General features: G+C 72.2%; 19 protein-coding genes. 9 read left to right on the top strand and 10 right to left on the bottom strand.

What is annotated here, in order from left to right; translation table 11 throughout:
* Positions 1-43 precede the first annotated feature (43 nt).
* A complete protein-coding gene (locus tag ACW14X_RS22280) occupies positions 44-1,024 on the top strand; it encodes an NAD-dependent epimerase/dehydratase family protein (RefSeq protein WP_457163344.1) in 981 nt (326 codons plus the stop codon).
* Here ACW14X_RS22280 and araA read toward each other — a convergent pair.
* The 5 genes from araA to ACW14X_RS22255 form a co-directional block, all read right to left on the bottom strand.
* On the bottom strand, positions 1,012-2,538 hold the full coding sequence (gene araA, locus ACW14X_RS22275) for an L-arabinose isomerase (RefSeq protein WP_457163343.1): 1,527 nt from the start codon (positions 2,536-2,538) through the stop codon (positions 1,012-1,014). The two genes, ACW14X_RS22280 and araA, sit on opposite strands and share 13 nt — an antisense overlap.
* 40 nt (positions 2,539-2,578) lie before the next feature.
* Positions 2,579-3,268, bottom strand: a complete 690-nt coding sequence (locus ACW14X_RS22270; protein ID WP_457163342.1) for an L-ribulose-5-phosphate 4-epimerase — start codon at positions 3,266-3,268, stop codon at positions 2,579-2,581.
* On the bottom strand, positions 3,268-4,893 hold the full coding sequence (locus tag ACW14X_RS22265; RefSeq protein ID WP_457163341.1) for a xylulokinase: 1,626 nt from the start codon (positions 4,891-4,893) through the stop codon (positions 3,268-3,270). Before ACW14X_RS22265 ends, ACW14X_RS22270 begins: the two co-directional genes overlap by 1 nt.
* A 111-nt stretch (positions 4,894-5,004) precedes the next feature.
* Positions 5,005-6,024, bottom strand: a complete 1,020-nt coding sequence (locus ACW14X_RS22260; protein WP_457163340.1) for a LacI family DNA-binding transcriptional regulator — start codon at positions 6,022-6,024, stop codon at positions 5,005-5,007.
* A 42-nt stretch (positions 6,025-6,066) separates the two neighbouring features.
* Positions 6,067-6,702, bottom strand: coding sequence for an endonuclease (locus ACW14X_RS22255; protein ID WP_457163339.1), 636 nt, complete (start codon positions 6,700-6,702; stop codon positions 6,067-6,069).
* A gap of 124 nt (positions 6,703-6,826) precedes the next feature.
* On the opposite strand from ACW14X_RS22255, the gene ACW14X_RS22250 reads away from it, so the two are divergent.
* Positions 6,827-7,951, top strand: a complete 1,125-nt coding sequence (locus ACW14X_RS22250; protein WP_457163338.1) for a glycosyltransferase — start codon at positions 6,827-6,829, stop codon at positions 7,949-7,951.
* Positions 7,952-7,954: 3 nt separating this feature from the next.
* Here the strand turns inward: ACW14X_RS22250 and ACW14X_RS22245 are convergent, their stop codons facing one another.
* The 4 genes from ACW14X_RS22245 to ACW14X_RS22230 are packed head-to-tail and all read right to left on the bottom strand — an operon-like array spanning position 7,955 to position 12,503.
* A complete protein-coding gene (locus ACW14X_RS22245) occupies positions 7,955-9,271 on the bottom strand; it encodes a TIGR01777 family oxidoreductase (protein ID WP_457163337.1) in 1,317 nt (438 codons plus the stop codon).
* 40 nt (positions 9,272-9,311) lie between these two features.
* On the bottom strand, positions 9,312-10,088 hold the full coding sequence (locus ACW14X_RS22240; RefSeq protein ID WP_457163336.1) for an enoyl-CoA hydratase/isomerase family protein: 777 nt from the start codon (positions 10,086-10,088) through the stop codon (positions 9,312-9,314).
* On the bottom strand, positions 10,085-11,233 hold the full coding sequence (locus tag ACW14X_RS22235) for an acyl-CoA dehydrogenase family protein (RefSeq protein WP_457163335.1): 1,149 nt from the start codon (positions 11,231-11,233) through the stop codon (positions 10,085-10,087). Before ACW14X_RS22235 ends, ACW14X_RS22240 begins: the two co-directional genes overlap by 4 nt.
* 37 nt (positions 11,234-11,270) lie before the next feature.
* Positions 11,271-12,503, bottom strand: coding sequence for a CaiB/BaiF CoA transferase family protein (locus ACW14X_RS22230; protein WP_457163334.1), 1,233 nt, complete (start codon positions 12,501-12,503; stop codon positions 11,271-11,273).
* Between the two features lie 83 nt (positions 12,504-12,586).
* Between ACW14X_RS22230 and ACW14X_RS22225 the strand changes: the two genes are divergently transcribed.
* The gene (locus tag ACW14X_RS22225; protein ID WP_457163333.1) at positions 12,587-13,504 is read left to right on the top strand and encodes a LysR family transcriptional regulator; all 918 of its coding nucleotides are present in this window, start codon (positions 12,587-12,589) and stop codon (positions 13,502-13,504) included.
* A 7-nt stretch (positions 13,505-13,511) separates the two neighbouring features.
* Here the strand turns inward: ACW14X_RS22225 and ACW14X_RS22220 are convergent, their stop codons facing one another.
* Positions 13,512-14,420, bottom strand: coding sequence for an acyl-CoA thioesterase (locus tag ACW14X_RS22220; protein ID WP_457163332.1), 909 nt, complete (start codon positions 14,418-14,420; stop codon positions 13,512-13,514).
* Between the two features lie 164 nt (positions 14,421-14,584).
* On the opposite strand from ACW14X_RS22220, the gene ACW14X_RS22215 reads away from it, so the two are divergent.
* The 6 genes from ACW14X_RS22215 to ACW14X_RS22190 are packed head-to-tail and all read left to right on the top strand — an operon-like array spanning position 14,585 to position 20,917.
* Positions 14,585-15,529, top strand: coding sequence for a CoA transferase subunit A (locus ACW14X_RS22215; RefSeq protein WP_457163331.1), 945 nt, complete (start codon positions 14,585-14,587; stop codon positions 15,527-15,529).
* Positions 15,526-16,311 (top strand): CoA-transferase subunit beta, encoded by a 786-nt coding sequence (locus ACW14X_RS22210; RefSeq protein WP_457163330.1) that lies wholly within the window; start codon positions 15,526-15,528, stop codon positions 16,309-16,311. The genes ACW14X_RS22215 and ACW14X_RS22210 overlap by 4 nt, the downstream gene beginning before the upstream one ends.
* On the top strand, positions 16,308-17,687 hold the full coding sequence (locus ACW14X_RS22205; RefSeq protein ID WP_457163329.1) for an MFS transporter: 1,380 nt from the start codon (positions 16,308-16,310) through the stop codon (positions 17,685-17,687). Before ACW14X_RS22210 ends, ACW14X_RS22205 begins: the two co-directional genes overlap by 4 nt.
* Entirely contained in the window at positions 17,674-18,921 is a 1,248-nt protein-coding gene (locus ACW14X_RS22200) for a CoA transferase (protein ID WP_457163328.1), read from the top strand. Before ACW14X_RS22205 ends, ACW14X_RS22200 begins: the two co-directional genes overlap by 14 nt.
* Positions 18,918-19,760 (top strand): HpcH/HpaI aldolase/citrate lyase family protein, encoded by an 843-nt coding sequence (locus ACW14X_RS22195; RefSeq protein WP_457163327.1) that lies wholly within the window; start codon positions 18,918-18,920, stop codon positions 19,758-19,760. Before ACW14X_RS22200 ends, ACW14X_RS22195 begins: the two co-directional genes overlap by 4 nt.
* Positions 19,757-20,917 carry an acyl-CoA dehydrogenase family protein gene (locus ACW14X_RS22190; RefSeq protein ID WP_457163326.1) on the top strand — a complete coding sequence of 387 codons (1,161 nt, stop codon included), beginning with the start codon at positions 19,757-19,759 and terminating at the stop codon, positions 20,915-20,917. The genes ACW14X_RS22195 and ACW14X_RS22190 overlap by 4 nt, the downstream gene beginning before the upstream one ends.

Here is a 20,917-nt window from a genome sequence, read left to right as displayed (position 1 = left end):
GAACCGCTTGCCGCGTGGCGCTCGCGGGTGATTGCGTGTCCGCATGCGAATCCTGGTGCTCGGCGGCACAGTCTTCCTCTCCCGGGCAGTGGCGGAGTCGGCAGTACGCAGCGGTCACGAGGTGGTCTGCGCAGCGCGCGGCCGGTCGGGAACCGTCCCGGAGGGCGCGGAGCTGGTGCCGTGGGACCGCACCGAGACACCTCCCTCCGCCCTGACGACTGCGGAGTTCGACACGGTCGTCGACGTGGCCCGGACCCCCTCGTGGGTTCGCTCCGCCGTCGCCGCCTTCAGCGAGGCCCACTGGGTCTTCGTCTCGACCATCAGCGTGTACGCCGACCACAGCACCCCCGGCGGCACTCCGGAGTCGCTCCCTGTCCTCGCTCCGACGACGGACGACGTCGAGGACGACGACCCCGATGCGTACGGCTCGATGAAGGTCGCCTGCGAGGATCTCGTCCGCGCGGGTGCAGCCTCGGCCACCGTCATCCGCCCCGGCCTGATCGTGGGCCCTGGGGACCCCAGCGGGCGGTTCTCCTACTGGCCACAGCGCCTGAAGGCCGGCGGCGAGATCCTCGCTCCCGGCTCGCCCGACGACAGCACCCAGGTCATCGACGTACGCGACCTGGCGGACTGGATCCTCCACTGCGCCACCGCCCGGGCGGAGGGCACCTTCGACGCCACCGGCCCGTCGATGCCGATCAGCACCTTGCTGACCGAGACCGCGAGCGGCGTCGGCGCCATCCCGACCTGGACCTGGCTCCCCCAGGACTTCCTGCAGGCCAACGAGGTCGACCCCTGGTCAGGCCCCGGCTCGATCCCGCTGTGGCTCCCCCGGCCTGAGTACGACGGGATGCTCGCCCACGACACCACCTCGGCCATGGCGACCGGTCTCACCACCCGCCCGATCGCCGAGACCGCCCGGGACACCCTCGCCTGGCTGCAGGCCTCCCCCGATGCGTACGTCACCGGCATCTCGCCCACCCGCGAGGCCGAGCTCCTCGACGCCTGGCGTCAGAGCCCCTGAGCGACCCGGTAGAACACCTGGTTCCACCGCACCTGGTCGGCGAAGCCGCGCCGGGTGGTCGACTCGTCGATGACCAGCAGCTCGGTGCGGGCGATGTTCGCGAACACCTCGAAGGCCTCGATCCCGGCGGCGGTCGACATCACCGTGTGGTGCGCGCCGCCGGCGGTCAGCCAGGCCTCGGCCGAGGTCGCGAAGTCGGGACGCGGGGTCCAGACGGCGCGCGCGACGGGCAGATTGGGCAGCGCCTCGGTCGGGGGGACGACGTCGACGACGTTGGCGGTCAGCCGGAACCGGTCGCGCATGTCGGCCAGGGAGACGACCACGGCGCCCTCGGTGGTGTCGGCGTCGAAGACCAACCGGACCGGGTCCTCGCGGTCGCCGATCCCGAGCGGGTGGATCTCGACGCGCGGGGTGGAGGTGGTCAGCGAGGGGCAGACCTCGAGCATGTGGGCTCCGAGGATGACCTCCGCGCCCGGGGTGAGGTCGTAGGTGTAGTCCTCCATCAGGGAGGCGCCACCGGGCAGCCCCTCCCCCATCACCTTGGCGGCACGCACGAGCACGGCGGTCTTCCAGTCGCCCTCGGCGCCGAAGCCGTAGCCCTTGCTCATCAGCCGCTGCACGGCGATGCCGGGGAGCTGGCGCAGACCGCCGAGGTCCTCGAAGTTGGTGGTGAAGGCCTTCGCGTCGCGCTCCACCAGGAACGCCTCCATGGCGATCTCCTGGCGCGCGGCGTAGCGGAGCGAGTCGTGGCGCTCGCCGCCCTTGCGGAGCTCGGGGACGACGTCGTAGAGGGCCTCGTACTCGGCGACCAGCGCATCCACGGTCTCCTCCGACACCGCCTCGACGGCCGCCACCAGGTCGTTGACGCCCCAGGTGTTGACCGAGACACCGAAGCGCAGCTCGGCCTCGGTCTTGTCGCCCTCGGTGACCGCGACGTTGCGCATGTTGTCGCCGAAGCGGACCAGGTTGAGCCCGTGGGTGGCGTCCCAGCCCGCGGCGCCGCGGACCCAGGTGCCGACGCGGCGGGTGACCGCCGGGTTGGAGACGTGGCCGACGACGGTGGTGCGGGCGACGCCGAGGCGGGTGGCGATGTAGGCGTACTCACGGTCGCCGTGCGCGGCCTGGTTGAGGTTCATGAAGTCCATGTCGATCTCCGACCAGGGGAGCTCGACATTGGCCTGGGTGTGCAGGTGCAGGAGCGGCTTCTGGAGGGCGTCCAGTCCGGCGATCCACATCTTGGCCGGGCTGAAGGTGTGCATCCAGGTGATGACGCCGAGGACGTTGTCGTCGGAGTTGGCCTCGAGCATCGCGCGGCGGATCGCCGCGGAGTCCTTCAGGACGGGCTTCCACACGACCTTCGCCGGTACGTCGCCGGAGGCGTCGAGGGCGCGAGCGACCTCCTGGGACTGCTCGGCCACCTGACGGAGGGTCTCCTCGCCGTAGAGGTCCTGGCTGCCGGTGAAGAACCAGACCTCGCGGTCGCCATAGGGTTTCAACGCTGCGGGCTTGCTCATGTGGGGTCCTTCCAGTGCTGAGATTCGGGGGACGGGCAGCTCAGTGCTGGCCGTAGACGTTCTGGTAGCGGTCGTAGAGCGAGTCGATGTGGGCCTGGTCGATCGGCAGCGGCTGGCCGAGCTGGCGCGCGATGTGCACCGTGCGGGCGACCTCCTCGCACATCACCGCGGCCTTGACGGCGGAGCGGCCGTCCTTGCCGATGGTGAAGGGACCGTGGTTCCGCATCAGCACCGCGGGGCTGCGCGACTCGCGCAGCGTCTCCACGATGCCGCGCCCGATCGAGTCGTCGCCGATGATCGCGAACGGGCCGACCGGGACCGGTCCGCCGAACTCGTCGGCCATCATCGTGAGCACGCAGGGGATCTCCTCCCCGCGGGCGGCCCAGGCGGTGGCGTAGGTGGAGTGGGTGTGGACCACTCCCCCGACCTCGGGCATGTTGGCATAGACGTACGCATGGGCGGCGGTGTCCGAGGACGGCGACCGCTCGCCCTCGACGAGGTTGCCGGCCAGGTCGCACACGACCATCGCCTCGGCGGTGATGTCCTCGTAGGCGACCCCGGAGGGCTTGATGACCAGCAGGTCCTCACCGTCGGGGTTCGGCACACGCTCGGAGACGTTGCCGGCGGTCCACACGACCAGCTCCCAGCGGGGCAGCTCGGCGTGCAGCGCCGCGACGCGCTCCTTGGCGGCGTCGACGGCGGCGCGAAGAGCGGCGGGTACGCCCGTCATCACTGGTCTCCTTCTGCTGCGTTGGGGGCGAGCGAGGCCACAGCGGCGCGCTCGATGTCGAGCCCGGCCTCGTAGCGTTCGAGGTAGCTCCGGAACCCGGCGAGGTCGGCGGCGTCTGGCTCGACGACCTCGAGGTCGATGTCGCCGAAGACGCGCTCGGCGAGATAGGTGCTCAGGCTGAGGTCGCCCTCGGCCTCGGCGGCCCGGGCGTACGCCGCCAGGACCGCGATCCCCCAGGCACCGCCCTCACCGGCGGTGCGGCCGACCGCGACCGGGGCGCCGATGGCGGCGGCGAGCAGCCGTTGCGCGACGCCCGCGGTGCGGAACAGGCCGCCGTGGGCGAACATCGCGTCGATCTCGACACCCTGGTCGGCGAGTACGCGCATGCCGAGGGCGAGGGTGCCGAAGACGCCGTAGACCTGGGCGCGGGCGAACCCGGCGAGGTCGAGACGGCTGCCGGGGGTGCGTACGAACAGCGGACGACCCTCGTCGAGGCCGGTGATCGGCTCACCGGCCAGGTAGTTGTAGGCCAGCAGGCCACCGCCGTCGGGCGAGCCCTTGAGCGCGGCGGTGAGCAGGGCGCCGAAGACGGCGTCGGGCTCGCAGGGATGACCGAGCGCGGCGGCGAACTCACCGAAGACCCCGGCCCAGGCGTCGAGCTCGCTGGCGCCGTTGTTGCAGTGCACCATCGCGACCGGGTCGCCGGCCGGGGTGGTGACGATGTCGATGGCGTGGTGCACGGTGGCCAGCGGCGCCTCGAGGACGACCATCGCGAAGATCGAGGTGCCGGCGCTGACATTTCCGGTGCGCTTGGCGACGGAGTTGGTGGCGACCATCCCGGTGCCGGCGTCGCCCTCGGGTGGACACAGCGGGATGCCGGGCTGGAGCGAACCGGTCGGGTCGAGAAGCGCGGCGCCGTCGGAGGTGAGCCGGCCGGCGGCAGCGCCTGCCGGGAGGACCTGCGGGAGCAGCCCCTCGACCCGCAGACCGGGGCGCTTGGCGGCAGCCAGGTGACCGAGCTGCTCGAGCATCCGCTGGTCGTAGGTCCCGGTGGCCGGGTCGATCGGGAAGACGCCGGAGGCGTCGCCGACGCCGAGCACGTGCTCGCCGGTCAGCGCCCGGTGGACGTAGCCAGCGAGCGTGGTGAGCGAGGCGATCTCAGGCAGGTGGGGCTCGTCGTCGAGGATCGCCTGGTAGAGGTGGGCGACCGACCAGCGCAACGGGATGTTGGTGCCGAAGATCTCCGACAGCTCGGCGGCGGCGACTGCGGTGTTGGTGTTGCGCCACGTACGGAACGGCACCAGCAGCTCGCCGGCATCGTCGAAGGCGAGGTAGCCGTGCATCATCGCCGAGACGCCGATCGACCCGAACGTGGTCGGGCGAGTGCCGTAGCGGCGCTCGACCTCGTCACCGAGGGCGGCGACCGCGCCCTGTACGCCCGCCCAGACCGCCTCGAGCGAGTAGGTCCACAGGCCGTCGACGAGCTCGTTCTCCCACAGATGGGACCCGGTGGCGACAGTCGCGTGATCGGGCCCGATCAGGCACGCCTTGATGGTGGTGGAGCCCAGCTCGATGCCGAGCGCGGTCTCTTTGAGGTCAGGCAGGTTGCCTGCTCGCTGCGTCATCACGGCTCCGTTTCTGCCCGACGGCTCGGGGTGGGGTTCGAGGCGATGTGAACGCTAACATATGACAAGCGGGTTACCGGCGTGTTCCCTGCAGAGCCAGTTACGAAAGTGCTAGTCGCGCGGGTGCGGCGCGGCCGAGGACCGCACGACCAGCTCGGGTGCCAGCAGCGGCGGTACCTCGACGGTCCCGTCGGCGATGGCCGTGATGGCCACCTCGACCGCGAGCTCGCCCAGCGACGCGAAGTCCTGCCGGACGGTGGTCAGCGGCGGCCAGAGATACGCCGCGTCCGGGACGTCGTCGAAGCCGACGACGCTCACGTCCTGCGGGACCCGGCGGCCGGCCTCGTGCAGCGCCCGGATCACGCCGAGCGCCATCGAGTCGTTGGCCGCGAAGACCGCGGTGACCGAGGGGTCCCGGGCGATCTCGGCCCCGGCCTCGTAACCGCTCTTGCTCGACCAGTCACCGAAGATCTCGGGCCCCGGCTGCACACCACTGTCCCGGAGCGCGGCCAGCCACCCCTCCCGGCGCTGCCGGGCGTCGATCCAGCCGACCGGACCGGCCACATGGGCGATGTTGCGGTGGCCGATGTCCAGCAGATACTGCGTGGCCAGCACGGCTCCGGCGTGCTGGTCGATCCCCACCGAGCGCACTCCCGCCGGCGGGTCGCTGTGGATCATGACGACCTCGACCGTCTCCGTGAGCTGGGCGACCAGGTCCTCGAACGACTGGTGTGAGACGCCGAGGAGCACGGCCTCGACCGCGTCGTCGAGGAGCGCCTCGATCGCCCGCTCGGCCGAGGTGGCCTCCAGGTGCGGGACCGGGCTCAGGATGATGTCGTAGCCTGCCCGCTGACCGGCCTGGTGCACCGAGGCGGCCAGCGTGCCCGGTCCGTAGAGGTGCGGCTGGGTGTAGAGCAGACCCAGCCGTCCCGACTTCCGCGTCACCAGAGCCCGCGCCGACTTGTTGCGCCGGTAGCCCAGCTCCTCGATCGCCGCCAGCACCCGGTCGCGGGTGTCGCCGCGTACGGCGTCGGAGCCGTTGACGACCCGGGACACGGTCTGGTGCGAGACCCCTGCCCGGGCCGCGACATCTGCCATGCTCGGCGCGTTCTTCGACTCCCCGTTGACCATGCGGTGATCCTAAGCGGGATCACCGTGCACGGCGGGACTGCCTCAGGTCTCCTCGAGTTCGGGCAGCCCGTGACGTGCTCGGGTGAGGGCCGCCGCGAGCGGGGCACAGCGTCCGCCGGGAACCAGCGACGCGAGCTCGCCCAGGTCCCCGGGCAGGCCGAGGTCGCGAGCCTGGTCGAGGAGCGGGCCGTCGATGAAGGGCGACAGCTCGGGCCACACGTCCTGCACCTCACGGCAGAAGATCCGGGCTCCCACCGGGCCGATGCGGGGCGACTCGGTGAGCGCGTCGATCAGCGCGTCTGCGCCGTCGCGCGATGTCGGGCGGAGCCGTCGCAGGTCGCCGCGACAGGTCTCCAGCAGCCACTGCGCCTGCTCTTCGAGCTTGGTCGCGGTGCTCTCGTCGTAGCGGCGGTAGTGGGCTCGGCCGAGAGCGTCCACCCGCTGCTGCCAGGTCGAGTCGAGCAGCCGGTGCGGCGTACGCCATCCGGCGGCCGACAGCTCCCGCGCCGCGGCGACCGCGATGTCCGTCGAGATCCGCGTCGAAGAGAGCATCGCCAGGACGAGGAGGCGATAGAGCGGGGACGGCTTGTCCCGAAGCCGGATGCCGGCCTCCTCGGCGTACGTCGTGCCTCCGGCGTCCAGCAGACGCCGCACCACGTCGCGTTCCCGTGTGCCCACGCTGTCGACGTACCCGCCGCGAGCCGGGCCCATGCGCGGATCGCTGAGGCCGGCCGGCGGCGCTGGAGCCTTATGCTGCCGTCATTCTCGGGCGCGGCCCGATGTCCATAGAACGGAGCCATGGATGCGCGTGCTGTTGTCGACGTACGGGTCGCGGGGAGACGTCGAGCCGCTGGTGGCGCTCGCGGTGCAGCTGCAGCGGCGGGGCGCGGAGGTGCGGATGTGCGCGCCGCCGGACGAGGAGTTCGTCGACCTGCTGGAGCGGGAGCGGGTGCCACACGTGCCGTTCCTCAAGCCGTGGCGGTCCTGGGAGCGGCCGCCGACTCCCGAGGAGCGCCACCAGCGGGTGGCCGACTTCATCACGGCGCAGTACGACACCGTGGCCGAGGCCGCTGCAGGCTGTGACGTGGTCGTGGCGACCGCGATGTCGCAGTTCGTCGCGCCCTCGGTCGCCGAGGGCCTGGGCATTCCGTACCACTACGTACTCTTCTGCCCGGACGTCGTCGACGGCCTGGACGGGCGCGGCTTCAACGAGCTGTTCAAGAAGCCGATCGACGCCCATCGGGCAGTGATCGGGCTGCCGCCCGTCAGCGATGTCACCGAGTTCATGTTCACCACTCGTCCCCTCCTCGCGGCCGATCCCACCCTCGGCCCGTGGCACGGGACGTCCAGCCTCGACGTCGTGCAGACCGGAGCCTGGCTGCTCGCGGACGACCGTCCGCTCCCGGCCGATCTGCTGGCCTTCCTCGACGCCGGGGAGGAGCCGGTGTACGTCGGCTTCGGCAGCATGCGCACGGTCGGCGAGGAGAGCGTGCGGGTCGCGGTCGAGGCCATCCGCGCCCACGGCCGGCGGGTGGTCGTCGGACGCGGATGGGCGGGGCTGGACGTCATCGACGGTCGTGACGACTGTTTCGCCATCGGTGAGGTCAGCCACCAGCGGCTCTTCGACCGGGTCGCTGCGGCCGTCCATCACGGCGGCGCGGGCACCACGACGACGGCCTACCGGGCCGGTGCCCCGCAGGTGGTCGTGGCGCAGGCCGGCGACCAGACCTACTGGGCAGGGCGGGTCGCCGAACTCGGCGTCGGGGTCGCCCATGACGGCGCCGCACCGACGGTCGAGTCGCTCACCGCCGCTCTCGGCGCAGCCTTGACGCCCGAGGTCCGCGCACGGGCCACCGCGTTGGCTGCCGCGGCCCGGGTGGACGGAGCAGCCGTAGCCGCGGAGCTGCTGCTCAGCGGCGCGGCCTGACCCTCACCGCCCCAGTACGTGACGCAGTGCCGCCTCCAATGTGGGGTGGCGGAACTCGTGGCCGCCGAGCGCGACCGGTTCGACCCGTTGACTCGCCAGCGCCATCTCCTCGGCGCCCTCCTTGCCGAGCAGGAGCCGGGGGCCGAGGGCCGGCGTGGGTAAGAGCGCGGGCCGGTGGAGCACGTGCGCGAGGGTCTGGGCATAGACCCGGCCGGTGACCGGCTCGGAGGCGACCGCGTTGACCGGGCCGACGAGCGTCTCGTCGAGGACCGCGCGGTGGTAGATGTCGACCAGGTCGTCGATGCCGATCCAGCTCAGCCACTGCTCGCCGCTCCCGAGCCGGCCACCCAGGCCGGCCGCGAACAGCGGTCGCTGAAGCCCCAGCGCTCCCCCGGCGGGCGTCTGCACGATCCCGGTCCTCACCTGGACCACCCGTGGCCCGTCCACCCGGCTCGCCGCCTCCCAGTCGGCGACCACCTCGGCGAGGAAGCCCATGCCCCGCGCCGAGGCCTCGGTGAGGAGCTCGTCGCCGCGGTCGGCGCCGTAGATCCCGATCGCGGAGGCGCTGACGAAGGTGCGTACGCCGCTGCGTGCCGCCGCCTCGGCGAGCCGTCGGGTCGGCTCGATCCGGGAGTCGCGGATCGCCGCCTTGTGCGCCGCGGTGAAGCGGCCCGCGATGGACGCCCCGGCCAGATGGACGACCGCGTCCACGCCGTCGAGCAGGCCGGGGCCGGGCGCCGACGGATCCCAGAGCCGCTCCCCGTCCCCCAATGGCGCGTGACGGACCAGCCGGATCACCCGATGGCCGCCCGTGGTGAGGAGCGGGACCAGCGCCCGCCCGACGGTCCCGCTCGTGCCGGTGACCGCGATGGTGAGGGACCTGCCCGCTGCGTACGTCCTGTGGTGGGCCGCGAGGTCGGCGGCCAGCTGAGCGTGGCGGTAGCCGAGCATCCGGTCCACCATCCGCCCGACCACGTTCGTCTCGACCCGGTCGGTGACCAGCGTCGCGTCACCGTCGGCCGCGAACTCGTGCCTGTGGGTCCACGACAGCGGCCGCAGCGAGGCGAGCCGGTCGGTGAACAGGTGCGGAGGGTCGTAGGCCTCAGGGTCGTGCCGGGCGACCCAGTCCACGCCGCGGCCGAGCGAGATCACCGCCGTCCCGTCGGCCAGGTCGGTCGTCTCCACCCGCACCTCCCCCGGCATCCACGGAGGCGTCAGCCGGTGGATCGCCCCCGGACGCCGATGCCACGCGAAGACCTCCTCGACCGGCGCCTCGACGCGCGTCGTCAGCGAGTGGACCCGGACCAGCGGGGACTTCATACCCGAAGCCTCGCGCGGATCGGCCGGGCGTACAACCCGCTCAGGCGCTGATGAAGTCGGGCCGCCGGCGCTCGAGGAAGGCCGACCGGCCCTCGGCGAACTGCCGACCTGCGAGCAGGTCGACCTGGAGGTCGGCCTCGGCAGCGAGTACGCCGTCGAGGCTCTGGTCGGGTTGGGTGAGGATGCCCCGGGTGCCGGTCACCATGGGCGCCGAGAGCTCGGCCAGACGTGAGGCCAGATCGACCGCGTGGTCGAGGGCGGCGCCATCGTCGACGACGGTCTCGACCGCTCCGATCCGCTCGGCCTCGGTCGCGTCGAAGGTGCGTACGGTCAGCAGCAGCTCGCGAGCCCGGCCCTGCCCGACGCGCCGCGGGAGCGTGTAGGCGAGCCCGGTGTCGGGGCCGAGCCCGATCTTCCCGAACGACGTCGAGAAGGTCGTCGAGCGGCCGGCGACCACCAGGTCGCAGGCGGCTGCCAGTGCGAGCCCGAGCCCGTACGCGCCGCCCTCGACCGCGGCAACGACCGGCCGGTCGCCGGTGACCAGCTGACGTACGACGGCGTTGACGACCTCGAGCCGCTGCTGGGCGACGTCGCGGTCCTGCGACATCGACCGGATGTCGCCGCCCGCGGAGAACACCGAGCCCGCGCCGGTCAGGACGACGGCACGCGCCTCCTGGTCGGCGGCCCGGAGCGCGGTGAGCAGATCCAGCCGGTCGGCGAGGTCGAGCGCGTTGCGACGCTCGGGGCGGCCGAGGGTGAGGATCCGGACGTGGCCACGGTCCTCGACTCGGACCGCGCCGGCACGGTCACCGCTCACCCCTGGAACTCCTTCACCATCTGCTTGGCGATGATCAGCTTCTGGATCTCGCTGGTGCCCTCGTAGAGCCGGAACAGCCGCGCGTCGCGGTAGAACCGCTCGACCGGCACCTCGCGCATGTAGCCGAGGCCACCGTGGATCTGGACCGCGCGGTCTGCGATCCGGTCGACCGCCTCCGTGCAGAACAGCTTGCACATCGAAGGTGCCGTCCGCCGGTCGCTGCCGTCGTCCCAGCTGCGGGCGGCCTCGAGGACCATCGCGCGACCGGCGTACGCCTCGGTCCGGCTCTCGGCGAGCATCGCCTGGATCAGCTGGAACTCCGCCAGCTTCTGGCCGCCCTGACCGTTGGTCGTGGCGTGGCGCAGGCTCTCCTCGATCAGCCGGTCCGCGAGGCCGACAGTCAGCGCCGCGATGTGCAGCCGGCCCTTGGCCAGCGATCGCATCGCCGCGGAGAATCCCTCGCCCTCGACCTCGCCGACCAGGTTCTCGGCGGGCACCCGGACACCGTCGAAGAAGATCTCCGACGTCACGGCACCGCGCTGGCCCATCTTGTGGTCCTTCGGACCGATGGTGACGCCGGGGGTGTCGGTCGGCACCAGGAACACCGAGATGTTCCTGGCGCCCTCGGCGAGGTCGCCGGTGCGGGCGAACACCATGAGCAGGTCGGCCCAGATCGCGTTGGTGATGAAGCGCTTCTGCCCGTTGATGACGTACGCGTCGCCGTCGCGGACCGCGCGCGTGCGCAGGCCGCTCGGGTCGGAGCCGGCCTCGGGCTCGGTGAGTGCGAACGAGGCCACCAGGTCGCCGCTCGCCAGCCCGGGCAGGTACTGCTGCTTCTGCCGCTCGGTGCCGCAGTTGACCAGCACCTGACCGGCGATGCCGTTGTTGGTGCCGAACATCGAGCGGAACGACGGCGTGGTCCAGCCGAGCTCCATCGCCAGCCGGACCTCCTCGGACATGGTGAAGCCGAGACCGCCGTACTCCTCCGGGATGGCGTAGCCGAACAGCCCCATGGCCGCGGCCTGCTGCCGGAGCCGGTCGGGGATCTGGTCGGTCTCCTCAATCTCGTCCTCGGCCGTGACGACCTCCTTGCGGACGAACGCGCGGACGGCGTCGAGGATCGACGTGAACTCGTCGGGCTCCATGGGTGCTGCTCCTTCGTGCGGGACGGTCAAGGCGTGGTCAAGGCGTGGGAACGGGTACGTCGGCCGGCCGGCCGACCACGCCGCCGGCAGCCAGCCGGTCGATCGCGCCGGCGTCCAGGCCGAGCTCGGCGAGCACGGCCTCGGTGTGCGCGCCGAGCTCCGGGATCGCGCCCATCGGCAGCTCGACATCGCGGAACGTCATCGGAGGCAGTACGCCGCGGACCGGTCCGGCCGGGGTGGCGACCTCGCGCCACCGGTCGCGGCCGGCGAGCTGCGGGTGCTCGACCAGGCCGGACATGTCGTTGATCTGGGCAGCAGGGACACCGGCGGCGGCGAGCCGGGCGTCGAGGTCGGCGGTGGCGAAGCCACGGGTGTGCTCGGCGACGACCGCATCGCACTCCTCACGGTGGGCGACCCGCAGCGGGTTGGTCGCCAGCCGGGGATGGTCGACGAGATCGGGCCGCTCGAAGACGTCGGTCACCAGCGCCTTCCAGCCGCGGTCGTTCTGGACGCCGATCAGGATCTCCCCGTCGGCGGTCGGAAAGGCGTCGTACGGAGCGATCGAGGCGTGGCTGAGCCCCATTCGCGGCACCTGGCGGCCGCCGTACATCTGCATGTACATCGGGTGCCCGAGCCACTCGACGGTCGCGTCGAACATCGACACGTCGACGATGCCGCCCTTGCCGGTGCGCTCGCGGCGGAACAGGGCCGCGACGATCGCCTGGCTCGTGTAGAGGCCGGCGGCGATGTCGGAGCTGGGGACGCCGGTCTTGGTCGCCGTCTCCGGGGTGCCGGTGACCGAGATCAGCCCGGACTCGGCCTGGATCAGCATGTCGTACGCCTTGCGGTCGCGCAGCGGGCCGCCGGTGCCGTAGCCGGAGATGCCGGCGACGACGAGCCTCGGGTGCCGTTCGGCGAGCTCCTCCGCGCCGAGCCCGAGCCGCTCGGCGGCGCCGGGGGCGGCGTTCTGCAGGAAGACATCGGCGCGGGCGACCAGCCGGCGCGCGAGCTCTGCGCCGTCGGGCGACTTGAGGTCGAGCGCCACCGACTCCTTGCCGCGGTTGAGCCAGACGAAGTGCGAGGCGAGGCCGTGCACCGCATGGTCGTAGTTGCGGGCGAAGTCACCCTCGCCCACCCGCTCCAGCTTGATCACGCGGGCACCGAGGTCCGCGAGGTGACGGGTGGCGAGCGGGGCCGCGACGGCCTGCTCGAGGGCGACCACGGTGATGCCCTCCAGCGGCAGCAGGTCGCTGGCCAATTCGGTGGTCATGCAGAAAGCATCCCGCGACTTCTTATGCGCGTCCAATACCTAATCCTTGGAGGATTGTTCCCACTGATGCAAGAGTTGTCCCTATGGACCTGCACCATCTCGAGGCCTTCCTGGCCGTCGCCGAGGAGCTCCACTTCGGCCGTGCGGCCGAGCGGCTGCACATCGCCCAGCCGCCGCTGAGCCGCACCATCAAGCAGCTCGAGCGCGACCTCGGCGCCCAGCTGTTCGACCGCACCACCCGGAGCGTACGGCTGACGTCGGCCGGCGAGGCACTGGTCCGGCCTGCCCAGGAGGTGCTCGAGGGCCTGCGCACCGCACGCCGGGCGGTCCGTTCGGCCGGCCGCGGCGAGACCGGCCGAGTCCGGATCGGGTTCGCCGGCCCCTCCTCCCACGTGCTCGTCGGCCAGCTCGGCCGGATCGTCCGAGAGCAACATCCCGGGATCGAGCTGATGCTGCAGAGCACGACGTACAACTACGAGGCGCTGCGCTCGCTGCAGGACGGCGAGCTCGACCTGGCCATCGCTCGGTGGCGGATCGAGCCCCAAGGGCTCGCGCACCGCGTGATCGCGGTCGAGCACTACGTCCTCGCCGTGCCGGCCGGTCACCGGCTCGCCGGCCGCGGGGAGGTCAGCATGGCGGACTGCCTGGACGAGCCGTTCGTGGCGTTGCCGGCCGACCCCGGCTCCAGCGTGCGCGACGCCTTCATCGAGACGGCATCCCAGGCCGGCTTCGTGCCCAACATCGTGCAGACCGCACCGGACAGCTGGACCGCGGTCGCGCTGGTCGCGGCCGGCGTCGGCATCACGTTCACGCTCGACACCGCGATCGCCAACGTCGTGCAGACCGGCATCGAGGTGGTCAGGATCACCGAGTGCGACCGCCCGACGTTCCAGCAGCTCGCCTGGCGGCAGGAGGACCGGAGCCCGGCGCTGCACGCGGTGCTGCGCGCCTCGGAGGAGGCGCTGCCGACACCGGAGCTGCCGTCGACTCCGCCCGCCTGACCATCGGTCAGCGGTCGGTCGCCACCTTCACCAGACCGACCTGCGACGCGGTGGCGACATGACGACCGGTCTCGTCGAACAGCTCACCGACGCCGTGGGCACGTCCGTGGGCGATCGACTCCACGCGGCAGTCGAACTGGTGCCAGCCGGTCAGGTCGGAGGCGGCATGGAACGCCAGCGCGTGGGTCAGGCTGAGGATCCGGGCGCCAGGCTTGTGCCGAGCTGACCCGAGCGCCAGGAACGACGCCTCGAGGATGCTCATGTCGCTCACGTAGGCGACCAGCGCCGCCCGTAGGACCGGGTCGTCGGGCAGCGGGCCGGTCGCCCGGAAGAAGCTGCTCTGCCGGTCGCCGGGCTCGGCGACGGTGAAGTACGGCGGGGCCACCGCGTGCCGGAAGTGGACCGGTCGGGGCAGCCGCCACCAAGGCGGGATCCGCTCGTCCGAGCCGAACCGGTCGGCCAGGTCCGGCAGCGTCTCGGGATCGGGAGCGGGCCGCGGCCGGAGCGAGCTGTGGGACGGCAGGTCGGCGCGTACGGTCGCCCACCGGGTGACCGCTCCGAAGAGCTCCTCCCCCGCGTCGTCGAGCAGCCGGCTGCGCCGGGTCGCCAGCGACGGCGCATCCGAGACGACCGTGACCTCCCAGTGCAGCGGCCGGTCCGTCGGCACCCCGCCGACGAAGTCGGCCTGCAGGCTGATGATCCGCTGGTCGGCCCCGACGCCGCGGCCGGCGGCGACCAGCGCCTGAGCCAGTAGGAGGCCACCGAAGAGCCTGCCGGCGGGATGCTGCTGCGGTTGTCCGACCCAGTGACTGACCCGGCCGGTCGGCTCGTCGGCACAGGTCAGATCGAGGAGGTCGAGCAGCTCGTCGAGAGTCACGGCAGCACGGGTGTCAGCGGCAGGAGAGGCAGGGTCCACGCGGCTCATTGTGCCGTCGTTTGTCATCACTTTCGATATCTGTCTCGAACTATTCATACGTATCCGTCAACAGTGAGCGGCGGAAGAAGTATTGGAGTTCGGCACGCTGCTGGCGTCAGGCTGGGACCACTGACCAACCCCCGCCCGCCCCCCGAGGAGCACCCATGGCCGCGCCCGACAAGGTCACCGATCTCAGCTCGGCGGTGGCCGCCCACGTACGGGACGGCATGACGCTCGCGCTCGAGGGCTTCGGCCACCTGATCCCGTTCGCCGCAGGCCACGAGATCATTCGCCAGGGCCGTCGGGACCTGACGTTCTGCCGGATGACCCCCGACCTGCTGGCCGACCAGATGATCGCCGCCGGCTGCGTCTCGAAGCTCGTCGCCTCGTTCTTCGCCAGCGGCTCGGCGGGCTCCTTGCACGAGGTCCGGCGCCGGGTGGAGAACGCCGACCCGCAACCGCTCGAGGTCGAGGAGTACAGCCACTACGGCATGGTCTGCCGCTACCAGGCGGGCGCCGCCGGGCTGCCGTTCTTCCCGCTCCGCTCGTACGCCGGCAGCGATCTGCCGAAGCTCAACCCGCTGATCCGCAAGGTCTCCGACCCCTACGGCGGACCCGACATCTACGTCGTGCCGCCGCTGCGCCCGGACGTGACGATCGTCCACGCCCAGCGCGCCGACCGCTCCGGCAACGTCCAGATGTGGGGCATCGTCGGGGCCCAGCAGGAAGCGGCGTATGCGGCGGAGACCGTGATCGCGACCGTGGAGGAGATCGTCGACGAGGACGTGGTCCGCTCCGACCCGAACCGCACCGTGCTGCCGTCCCACGCGATCACCGCCGTGGTGGAGGTTCCCGGCGGCGCACACCCGTCCTACACGCAGGGCCACTACGACCGCGACAACGCCTTCTACCGCGAGTGGACGCCGATCAGCCGCGACCGCGAGGCGGTGCTCGGCTGGCTCGAGGAGTGGGTGCACCGGGTGCCCGATCGCGCTGCGTACCTCGACAAGCTCGGAGCGGAGCGCTGGCGCGGGCTCGGTGTCGCTCCTCGGCCCTCGCAGCCCGTCGACTTCGGCCGCCGCCGGGTGGCCGCCCAGGAGGTCTCATGAGCAACCCGCTCTCGGACGTGGCTCCGTCCAGCACCGAGTTCCTCGCCGCGGTCGCGGCCCGGCAGCTCGTCGGCAAGTACCGGGTCTTCGCGGGCGTCGGGCTGCCGACGCTCGCCGTCGACCTGGCGCGCCGCACCGTGAACCCAGACGTCGAGCTCGTCTACGAGTCCGGCGTCTGCGGCGCACAGCCCGAGGGCCTGGCGGAGGGCATCGCCGACTCGGTGCTGGTCTCCGGCGCCGCGGCGGTGCTGAGCATGCCCGCGCTGTTCGGCTACGTCCTGCAACGCGGCCATGTCGACGTCGGCTTCCTCGGCGCCGCTCAGATCGACCGCTGGGGCAGCCTCAACACCAGCTTCATCGGCGACTGGGACAAGCCCGCCGTCCGCCTCCCCGGTGCCGGCGGTGCCGCGGAGATCATGCCGAACGCCGGCGAGTGCATCGTCGTGCTGCGCCGCCACGACCCTGGCGCCCTTCCGGCGCAGCTCGACTTCTGCACCTCGCCCAGCCCGGTGCGCGCGCACGAGGAGGACCCCCGGATGGTGCCTCGCGGCCACGGGGTCTCCACCGTGATCACCCCGATGGCGGTGCTGCGCCGCCCCGACAAGCTCGGCGAGCTCGAGATCAGCGAGGTCCACCCCGGCCTCACCGTCGACGACGTCCGCGCCGCGACCGGGTGGGACATCGCCGTCGCCGAAGACGTACGCGAGACCGCACGGCCGACCGTCGAGGAGGTTCGGCTGCTCCGCGACGAGATCGACACGGTGCGGCTCTACCTCCGATGAGCCCGTCCAACGTCACGTACGAACCGCGCCGGTCGGCGTACGTCGCCCTGCTGGCGTGCTCCACGCTCGGCACCCTGTCGAGCACGATCATCAGCGCGCCGATCAACGTGATCGCCCATGCGATCGGGGCCTCGCCGCGCGAGATCGTCTTCGCGGTCAGCGCGTTCACGCTCGCGATGGTCGTCTTCGCGCCGGTCTCGGGCTGGATGTGCCAGCGGTTCGGCTCCCGGCGGGTGCTCGCCGGGTCGCTGCTGCTGATGGTGGCCGCACAGGCGGGCGCGGCGTTCAGCCAGGGGCTCGGGTTCCTGGTCGTGATGCGTGCCCTGCAGGGGGTCGCGTGCTCGGCGGTGCCGCCCGCGATCCAGCAGGTGCTCGGCCGGCACTGGGCCGGCAACCGGGCCCGGGTGATGGCGGCCTGGGCGGCCGCGATCGGCGTCGGCCAGGCGCTCGGGCCGCCCCTCGGCGGACTGGTCGCGGACACTCTCGGCTGGCGGTGGGTGTTCCTCACCCACGCCTCGCTCAGCGCGGTGCTGCTGGTGCTGTGCCTGACCGTGGTGCCCGACGTGCCCGCCTCGTACGCTCCGCTCCACGTCAGCGGGATGGCGACGCTCCTGGTCGGGATCGGCGCGCTCGTCGGCGCCGTCAGCTGGCTCGGACAGCACGGCGAGGTCGCGGTGGCCGCGGGGATGGCGGCCGTGGGTGTGCTCGCCCTCGCCGTGCACAGCCAGCTCGGGCGCACCAGCGCCGGACCGTTCGTCCCACCCGGCCTCCTCACCGAGCGGAGGTTCGTCGCGAGCACGATGGCCGCCGGCACGGTGATGGGCTGTCTCGGCGTGGCGATCGTCGCCACTCCCCTGCACCTGGGCCGTGACCTCGGCCTGGGTCCGGGACACATCGGCATCACCATGCTCGCGCTGGCCCTGGCGATGACGCTCGCGGCTCCGCTCTCCTCCCGGGTCACCGAACGGTTCACCGCCCGGCGCACGCTGCGCGGCGGACTGGTGCTGCTCGCGCTCGGCCTGCTCGCCCTGCCCCTGGCCGCGAACACCTCCGGGCCCGGCACGGTCGTGGCGCTCACCGTGGCCGCGCTCGTGCTCACCGGCGCGGCGATCGGCGTCGTGCAAGCGACCTCCGCGCTCGGTCTGATGACCTCGCCGGCCGCCGCCGACGGTGTCGCGCTCGGGCTCCACAACATGCTCCGCTTCACCGGCCTCGCCGTCGGCTACTCCTGGGTCGCGATCGCCTACCCGACCGGAAACCTCTCGCTCGTCTACGGCGTCCCGGTCGCCGCGGTCGCCCTGACCTGGGCGATGGCCGGTCCCACGGCCCCGTCCTCACAGCCCTCCACAGAAAGGGTGTTCCATGACCATCGCTGACCAAGCTCCCGGGCCACTAGCCGGCCTGCGCGTGGTCGAGGTGTCCAGCTTCGTCGCCACACCGCTGTGCGGCACCACCCTGGCGCAGCTCGGTGCGGAGGTGATCCGCGTCGAGCCGCTCGAAGGCGGCCCGGACCGGACTCGCTGGCCGCTGAGCGACGACGGCGCCAGCCTCTATTGGAACGGGCTCAACCCCGGCAAGAAGGCCATCGCCGTCGACTGCACCCACCCGGAGGGGCGGCAGCTGGTCGCGGACCTGGTCGTCTCGGGCGGCCCGTCCGGCGGCATCGTGGTCACCAACACCGAGCGCTGGTCGGAACTCGGGTATGCCGCGCTGCGTGCCCGCCGCGACGACGTCATCCACGTGCTCCTCACCGGGCGCCACGACGGCGGGACCGCCGTCGACTACACCGTTCAGGCCGGCACCGGCTTCCCGCTCGTGACCGGCCCGGAAGAGCATGCGGCACCGGTGAACGGCGTGGTGCCGGCCTGGGATCTCGCGGCCGGGCTCCACCTCGCGACCGGCCTGCTCGCCGCCGAGCGCCGGCGCGCGGTCACCGGCGAGGGCGCCGAGGTGCGGGTCGCACTGGAGGACGTCGCCCTCGCGACCGCCGGCAACCTCGGCTACCTCGCCGAGGCGCAGCTGCGGCCGGAGGGCGAGCGCGGCTCGATCGGCAACCACGTCTACGGCACCTTCGGCCGCGACTTCACCACCGCGGACGGCGACCGCTTCATGCTGGTGGCTCTCACACCGCGGCAGTGGTCGGACCTGCTGGGCATCACCGGCCTCGCCGACGCGGTGGCCGCCCTGGCCCGAGCCCTCGATGCCGACTTCTCCGACGAGGGCGCGCGGTTCCGGCATCGGACCGTGCTCGGCGGCCTGATCGCCGCGTGGTTCGAGCAGCACGACACGGCGTACGTCACGAGGGCGCTGTCGAAGACCCGGATCCTGTGGTCGCCATATCGCAGCTTCCGCGACCTCGCCGCCGACGACGCCCGGCTGCTGCGCGAGCACCCGCTGTTCTCGACGATCACCCAGCCCGGCGTCGGCGAGCTGCTCGCCCCGGGCGCGCCGATCACCGTCGACGGCCACCGGAGCGCGCCCCTGCCAGCCCCCGCGGTCGGGCAGGACACCGGCGAGGTGCTGGCCGGCGCCCTCGGGCTGGCCACGGAGCGGCTGGACGACCTGCTCACCCGCGGTGTCATCGGCTCCCGGGAGGTGGTGGCGCGATGAGCACCGCCGAGATCGCTGGAAAGGCACGCACCTGGCTGTTCGTGCCCGGGGACCGGCCGGAGCGGTTCGCCAAGGCTGCCGCCGCCGGCCCCGACGTGGTGGTCCTCGACCTCGAGGACGCCGTCGCCCCGGCGCACAAGGATGCCGCCCGCGCCCAAGTCACCGACTGGCTCCCCAGGGCAGCGATCACCACCGCTGTGCGGATCAACGCCGCCGGCACCACCTGGCACGACGCCGACCTCACCGCTCTCGCCGCCCTCGACGGACCGTCGCTGGTGGTGCTGCCGAAGGCCGACAGCCCCGAGACCGTGGCGGCCGTCCTGGCCGCCCTCCCCGATGGCTCCGCCGTCGTCGCCCTGGTCGAGACCGCGCTCGGCGTCGCGCGAGCCATCGACCTCGCCCGCTCCCCCGGAGTCGTACGCCTCGCCTTCGGCAGCTACGACCTGGCGGCCGAGCTCGGGGTCGATCCCGACCATGCACCCGCCCTCGCGCCCGCGCGTGGGAACCTGGTGCTCGCCTCGGCCGTCGGCGGCCTGGCCGGCCCGATCGACGGCGTCACCGGCGACGTACGCGATCACGAGCGGCTGACCGCAGATGTCACCGCGGCCGCGGCTCTCGGGTTCGCCGGCAAGCTCTGCATCCACCCCGGCCAGGTGACGCCCGCCGTCGCGGCCCTGGCACCCACCCCCGACGAGGTCACCTGGGCCGAGCGCGTGTTGGCCGCCGCGACCGAGGACGGCGTCGCCCTCGTCGACGGCCGGATGGTCGACGCCCCCGTCATCGCCCGCGCCCGCCGCATCGTCTCCCTCAACCGACCCACCCCAGGAGCAGCCAGATGAGCAGCCTGACCCCCGACGAGCAGGACATGGTCCGGCTCGTCGCCGACTTCGTCGACGAGCGCGTACGCCCCCGGGTGCGCGAGTTCGAGGCCGACGACATCTACCCCACGGAGCTCATCGAGGAGATGAAGAAGCTCGGCTTCTTCGGCCTCCTGGTGCCCGCCGAGCACGGCGGCGTCGACGTGAGCACGGCGTGCTTCGCGCGGGTCACCGAGGAGCTCGCCCGTGGCTGGATGAGCCTGGCCGGCGCGATCGGCGGACACTCGGTGATCAGCTATCTGGTCCGCCACTTCGGGACCCCGCAGCAGCAGGAGTCCTACCTACCCCGGATGGCCGATGGCAGCCTGCGCGCCACGATGGCCCTGACCGAGCCGTCCGGCGGCAGCGACCTGCAGGGGATGCGTACGTTCGCCGACACCGACGGCGACGAGCTGGTCATCACGGGGTCGAAGACCTGGATCTCCAACGCCCAGCACGCCGGCCTGATCGGGCTGCTCTGCGTCACCGACCGTTCCGTCTCGCCCGCACACAAGGGCATGAGCGTGGTGCTGGTCGAGCCCGGCGACGGGCTCACCGTCTCGGGCAAGATCCCCAAGCTCGGCTACCGCGGCGTCGAAGCCTGCGAGCTCACCTTCGACAAGATGCGCGTCCCGGTGACCGCGGTCCTCGGCGGCACCCCTGACCTCGGCTGGAGCCACATGATGCGTGGCCTCGAGGTCGGCCGGATCCAGGTCGCCGCCCGCGCCGTCGGCGTCGGCCAGGCCGCGCTCGACGACGCGCTCTCCTACGCCCAGACCAGGGAGAGCTTCGGCAAGCCGATCTGGAAGCACCAGTCTGTCGGCAACCTGCTCGCCGAGATGGGCACCAAGATGCGCGCCGCCCGGCTGATGACCCTCGACGCGGCCGAGCGGCTCGACGCCGGCGACCGCGCCGACATGGAGGCCGGGATGGCCAAGCTCTTCGCCTCGGAGGCGGCCATGCAGGTCGCCCTCGACGCGGTGCGGGTGCACGGCGGCTACGGCTACTCCAAGGAGTACGACGTGGAGCGCTACTTCCGCGACGCCCCGCTGATGATCGTCGGCGAGGGCACCAACGAGATCCAGCGCAACGTGATCGCCGCCCAACTGGTGGCGCGCGACCAGAAGGGAAAGAACTGA

This window comes from Nocardioides sp. YJ-D4 (assembly GCF_054031495.1).
This window is presented reverse-complemented; position numbering and strand designations above follow the sequence as displayed.

Excerpts from the sequence above, each read along its gene's own strand:
- ACW14X_RS22280 (WP_457163344.1), top strand. The coding sequence starts at position 44 with ATGCGAATCCTGGTGCTCGGCGGCACAGTCTTCCTCTCCCGGGCAGTG.
- araA (WP_457163343.1), bottom strand. The coding sequence starts at position 2,538 with ATGAGCAAGCCCGCAGCGTTGAAACCCTATGGCGACCGCGAGGTCTGG.
- ACW14X_RS22270 (WP_457163342.1), bottom strand. The coding sequence starts at position 3,268 with ATGACGGGCGTACCCGCCGCTCTTCGCGCCGCCGTCGACGCCGCCAAG.
- ACW14X_RS22265 (WP_457163341.1), bottom strand. The coding sequence starts at position 4,893 with ATGACGCAGCGAGCAGGCAACCTGCCTGACCTCAAAGAGACCGCGCTC.
- ACW14X_RS22260 (WP_457163340.1), bottom strand. The coding sequence starts at position 6,024 with ATGGTCAACGGGGAGTCGAAGAACGCGCCGAGCATGGCAGATGTCGCG.
- ACW14X_RS22250 (WP_457163338.1), top strand. The coding sequence starts at position 6,827 with ATGCGCGTGCTGTTGTCGACGTACGGGTCGCGGGGAGACGTCGAGCCG.
- ACW14X_RS22245 (WP_457163337.1), bottom strand. The coding sequence starts at position 9,271 with ATGAAGTCCCCGCTGGTCCGGGTCCACTCGCTGACGACGCGCGTCGAG.
- ACW14X_RS22235 (WP_457163335.1), bottom strand. The coding sequence starts at position 11,233 with ATGGAGCCCGACGAGTTCACGTCGATCCTCGACGCCGTCCGCGCGTTC.
- ACW14X_RS22230 (WP_457163334.1), bottom strand. The coding sequence starts at position 12,503 with ATGACCACCGAATTGGCCAGCGACCTGCTGCCGCTGGAGGGCATCACC.
- ACW14X_RS22225 (WP_457163333.1), top strand. The coding sequence starts at position 12,587 with ATGGACCTGCACCATCTCGAGGCCTTCCTGGCCGTCGCCGAGGAGCTC.
- ACW14X_RS22215 (WP_457163331.1), top strand. The coding sequence starts at position 14,585 with ATGGCCGCGCCCGACAAGGTCACCGATCTCAGCTCGGCGGTGGCCGCC.
- ACW14X_RS22210 (WP_457163330.1), top strand. The coding sequence starts at position 15,526 with ATGAGCAACCCGCTCTCGGACGTGGCTCCGTCCAGCACCGAGTTCCTC.
- ACW14X_RS22205 (WP_457163329.1), top strand. The coding sequence starts at position 16,308 with ATGAGCCCGTCCAACGTCACGTACGAACCGCGCCGGTCGGCGTACGTC.
- ACW14X_RS22200 (WP_457163328.1), top strand. The coding sequence starts at position 17,674 with ATGACCATCGCTGACCAAGCTCCCGGGCCACTAGCCGGCCTGCGCGTG.
- ACW14X_RS22195 (WP_457163327.1), top strand. The coding sequence starts at position 18,918 with ATGAGCACCGCCGAGATCGCTGGAAAGGCACGCACCTGGCTGTTCGTG.
- ACW14X_RS22190 (WP_457163326.1), top strand. The coding sequence starts at position 19,757 with ATGAGCAGCCTGACCCCCGACGAGCAGGACATGGTCCGGCTCGTCGCC.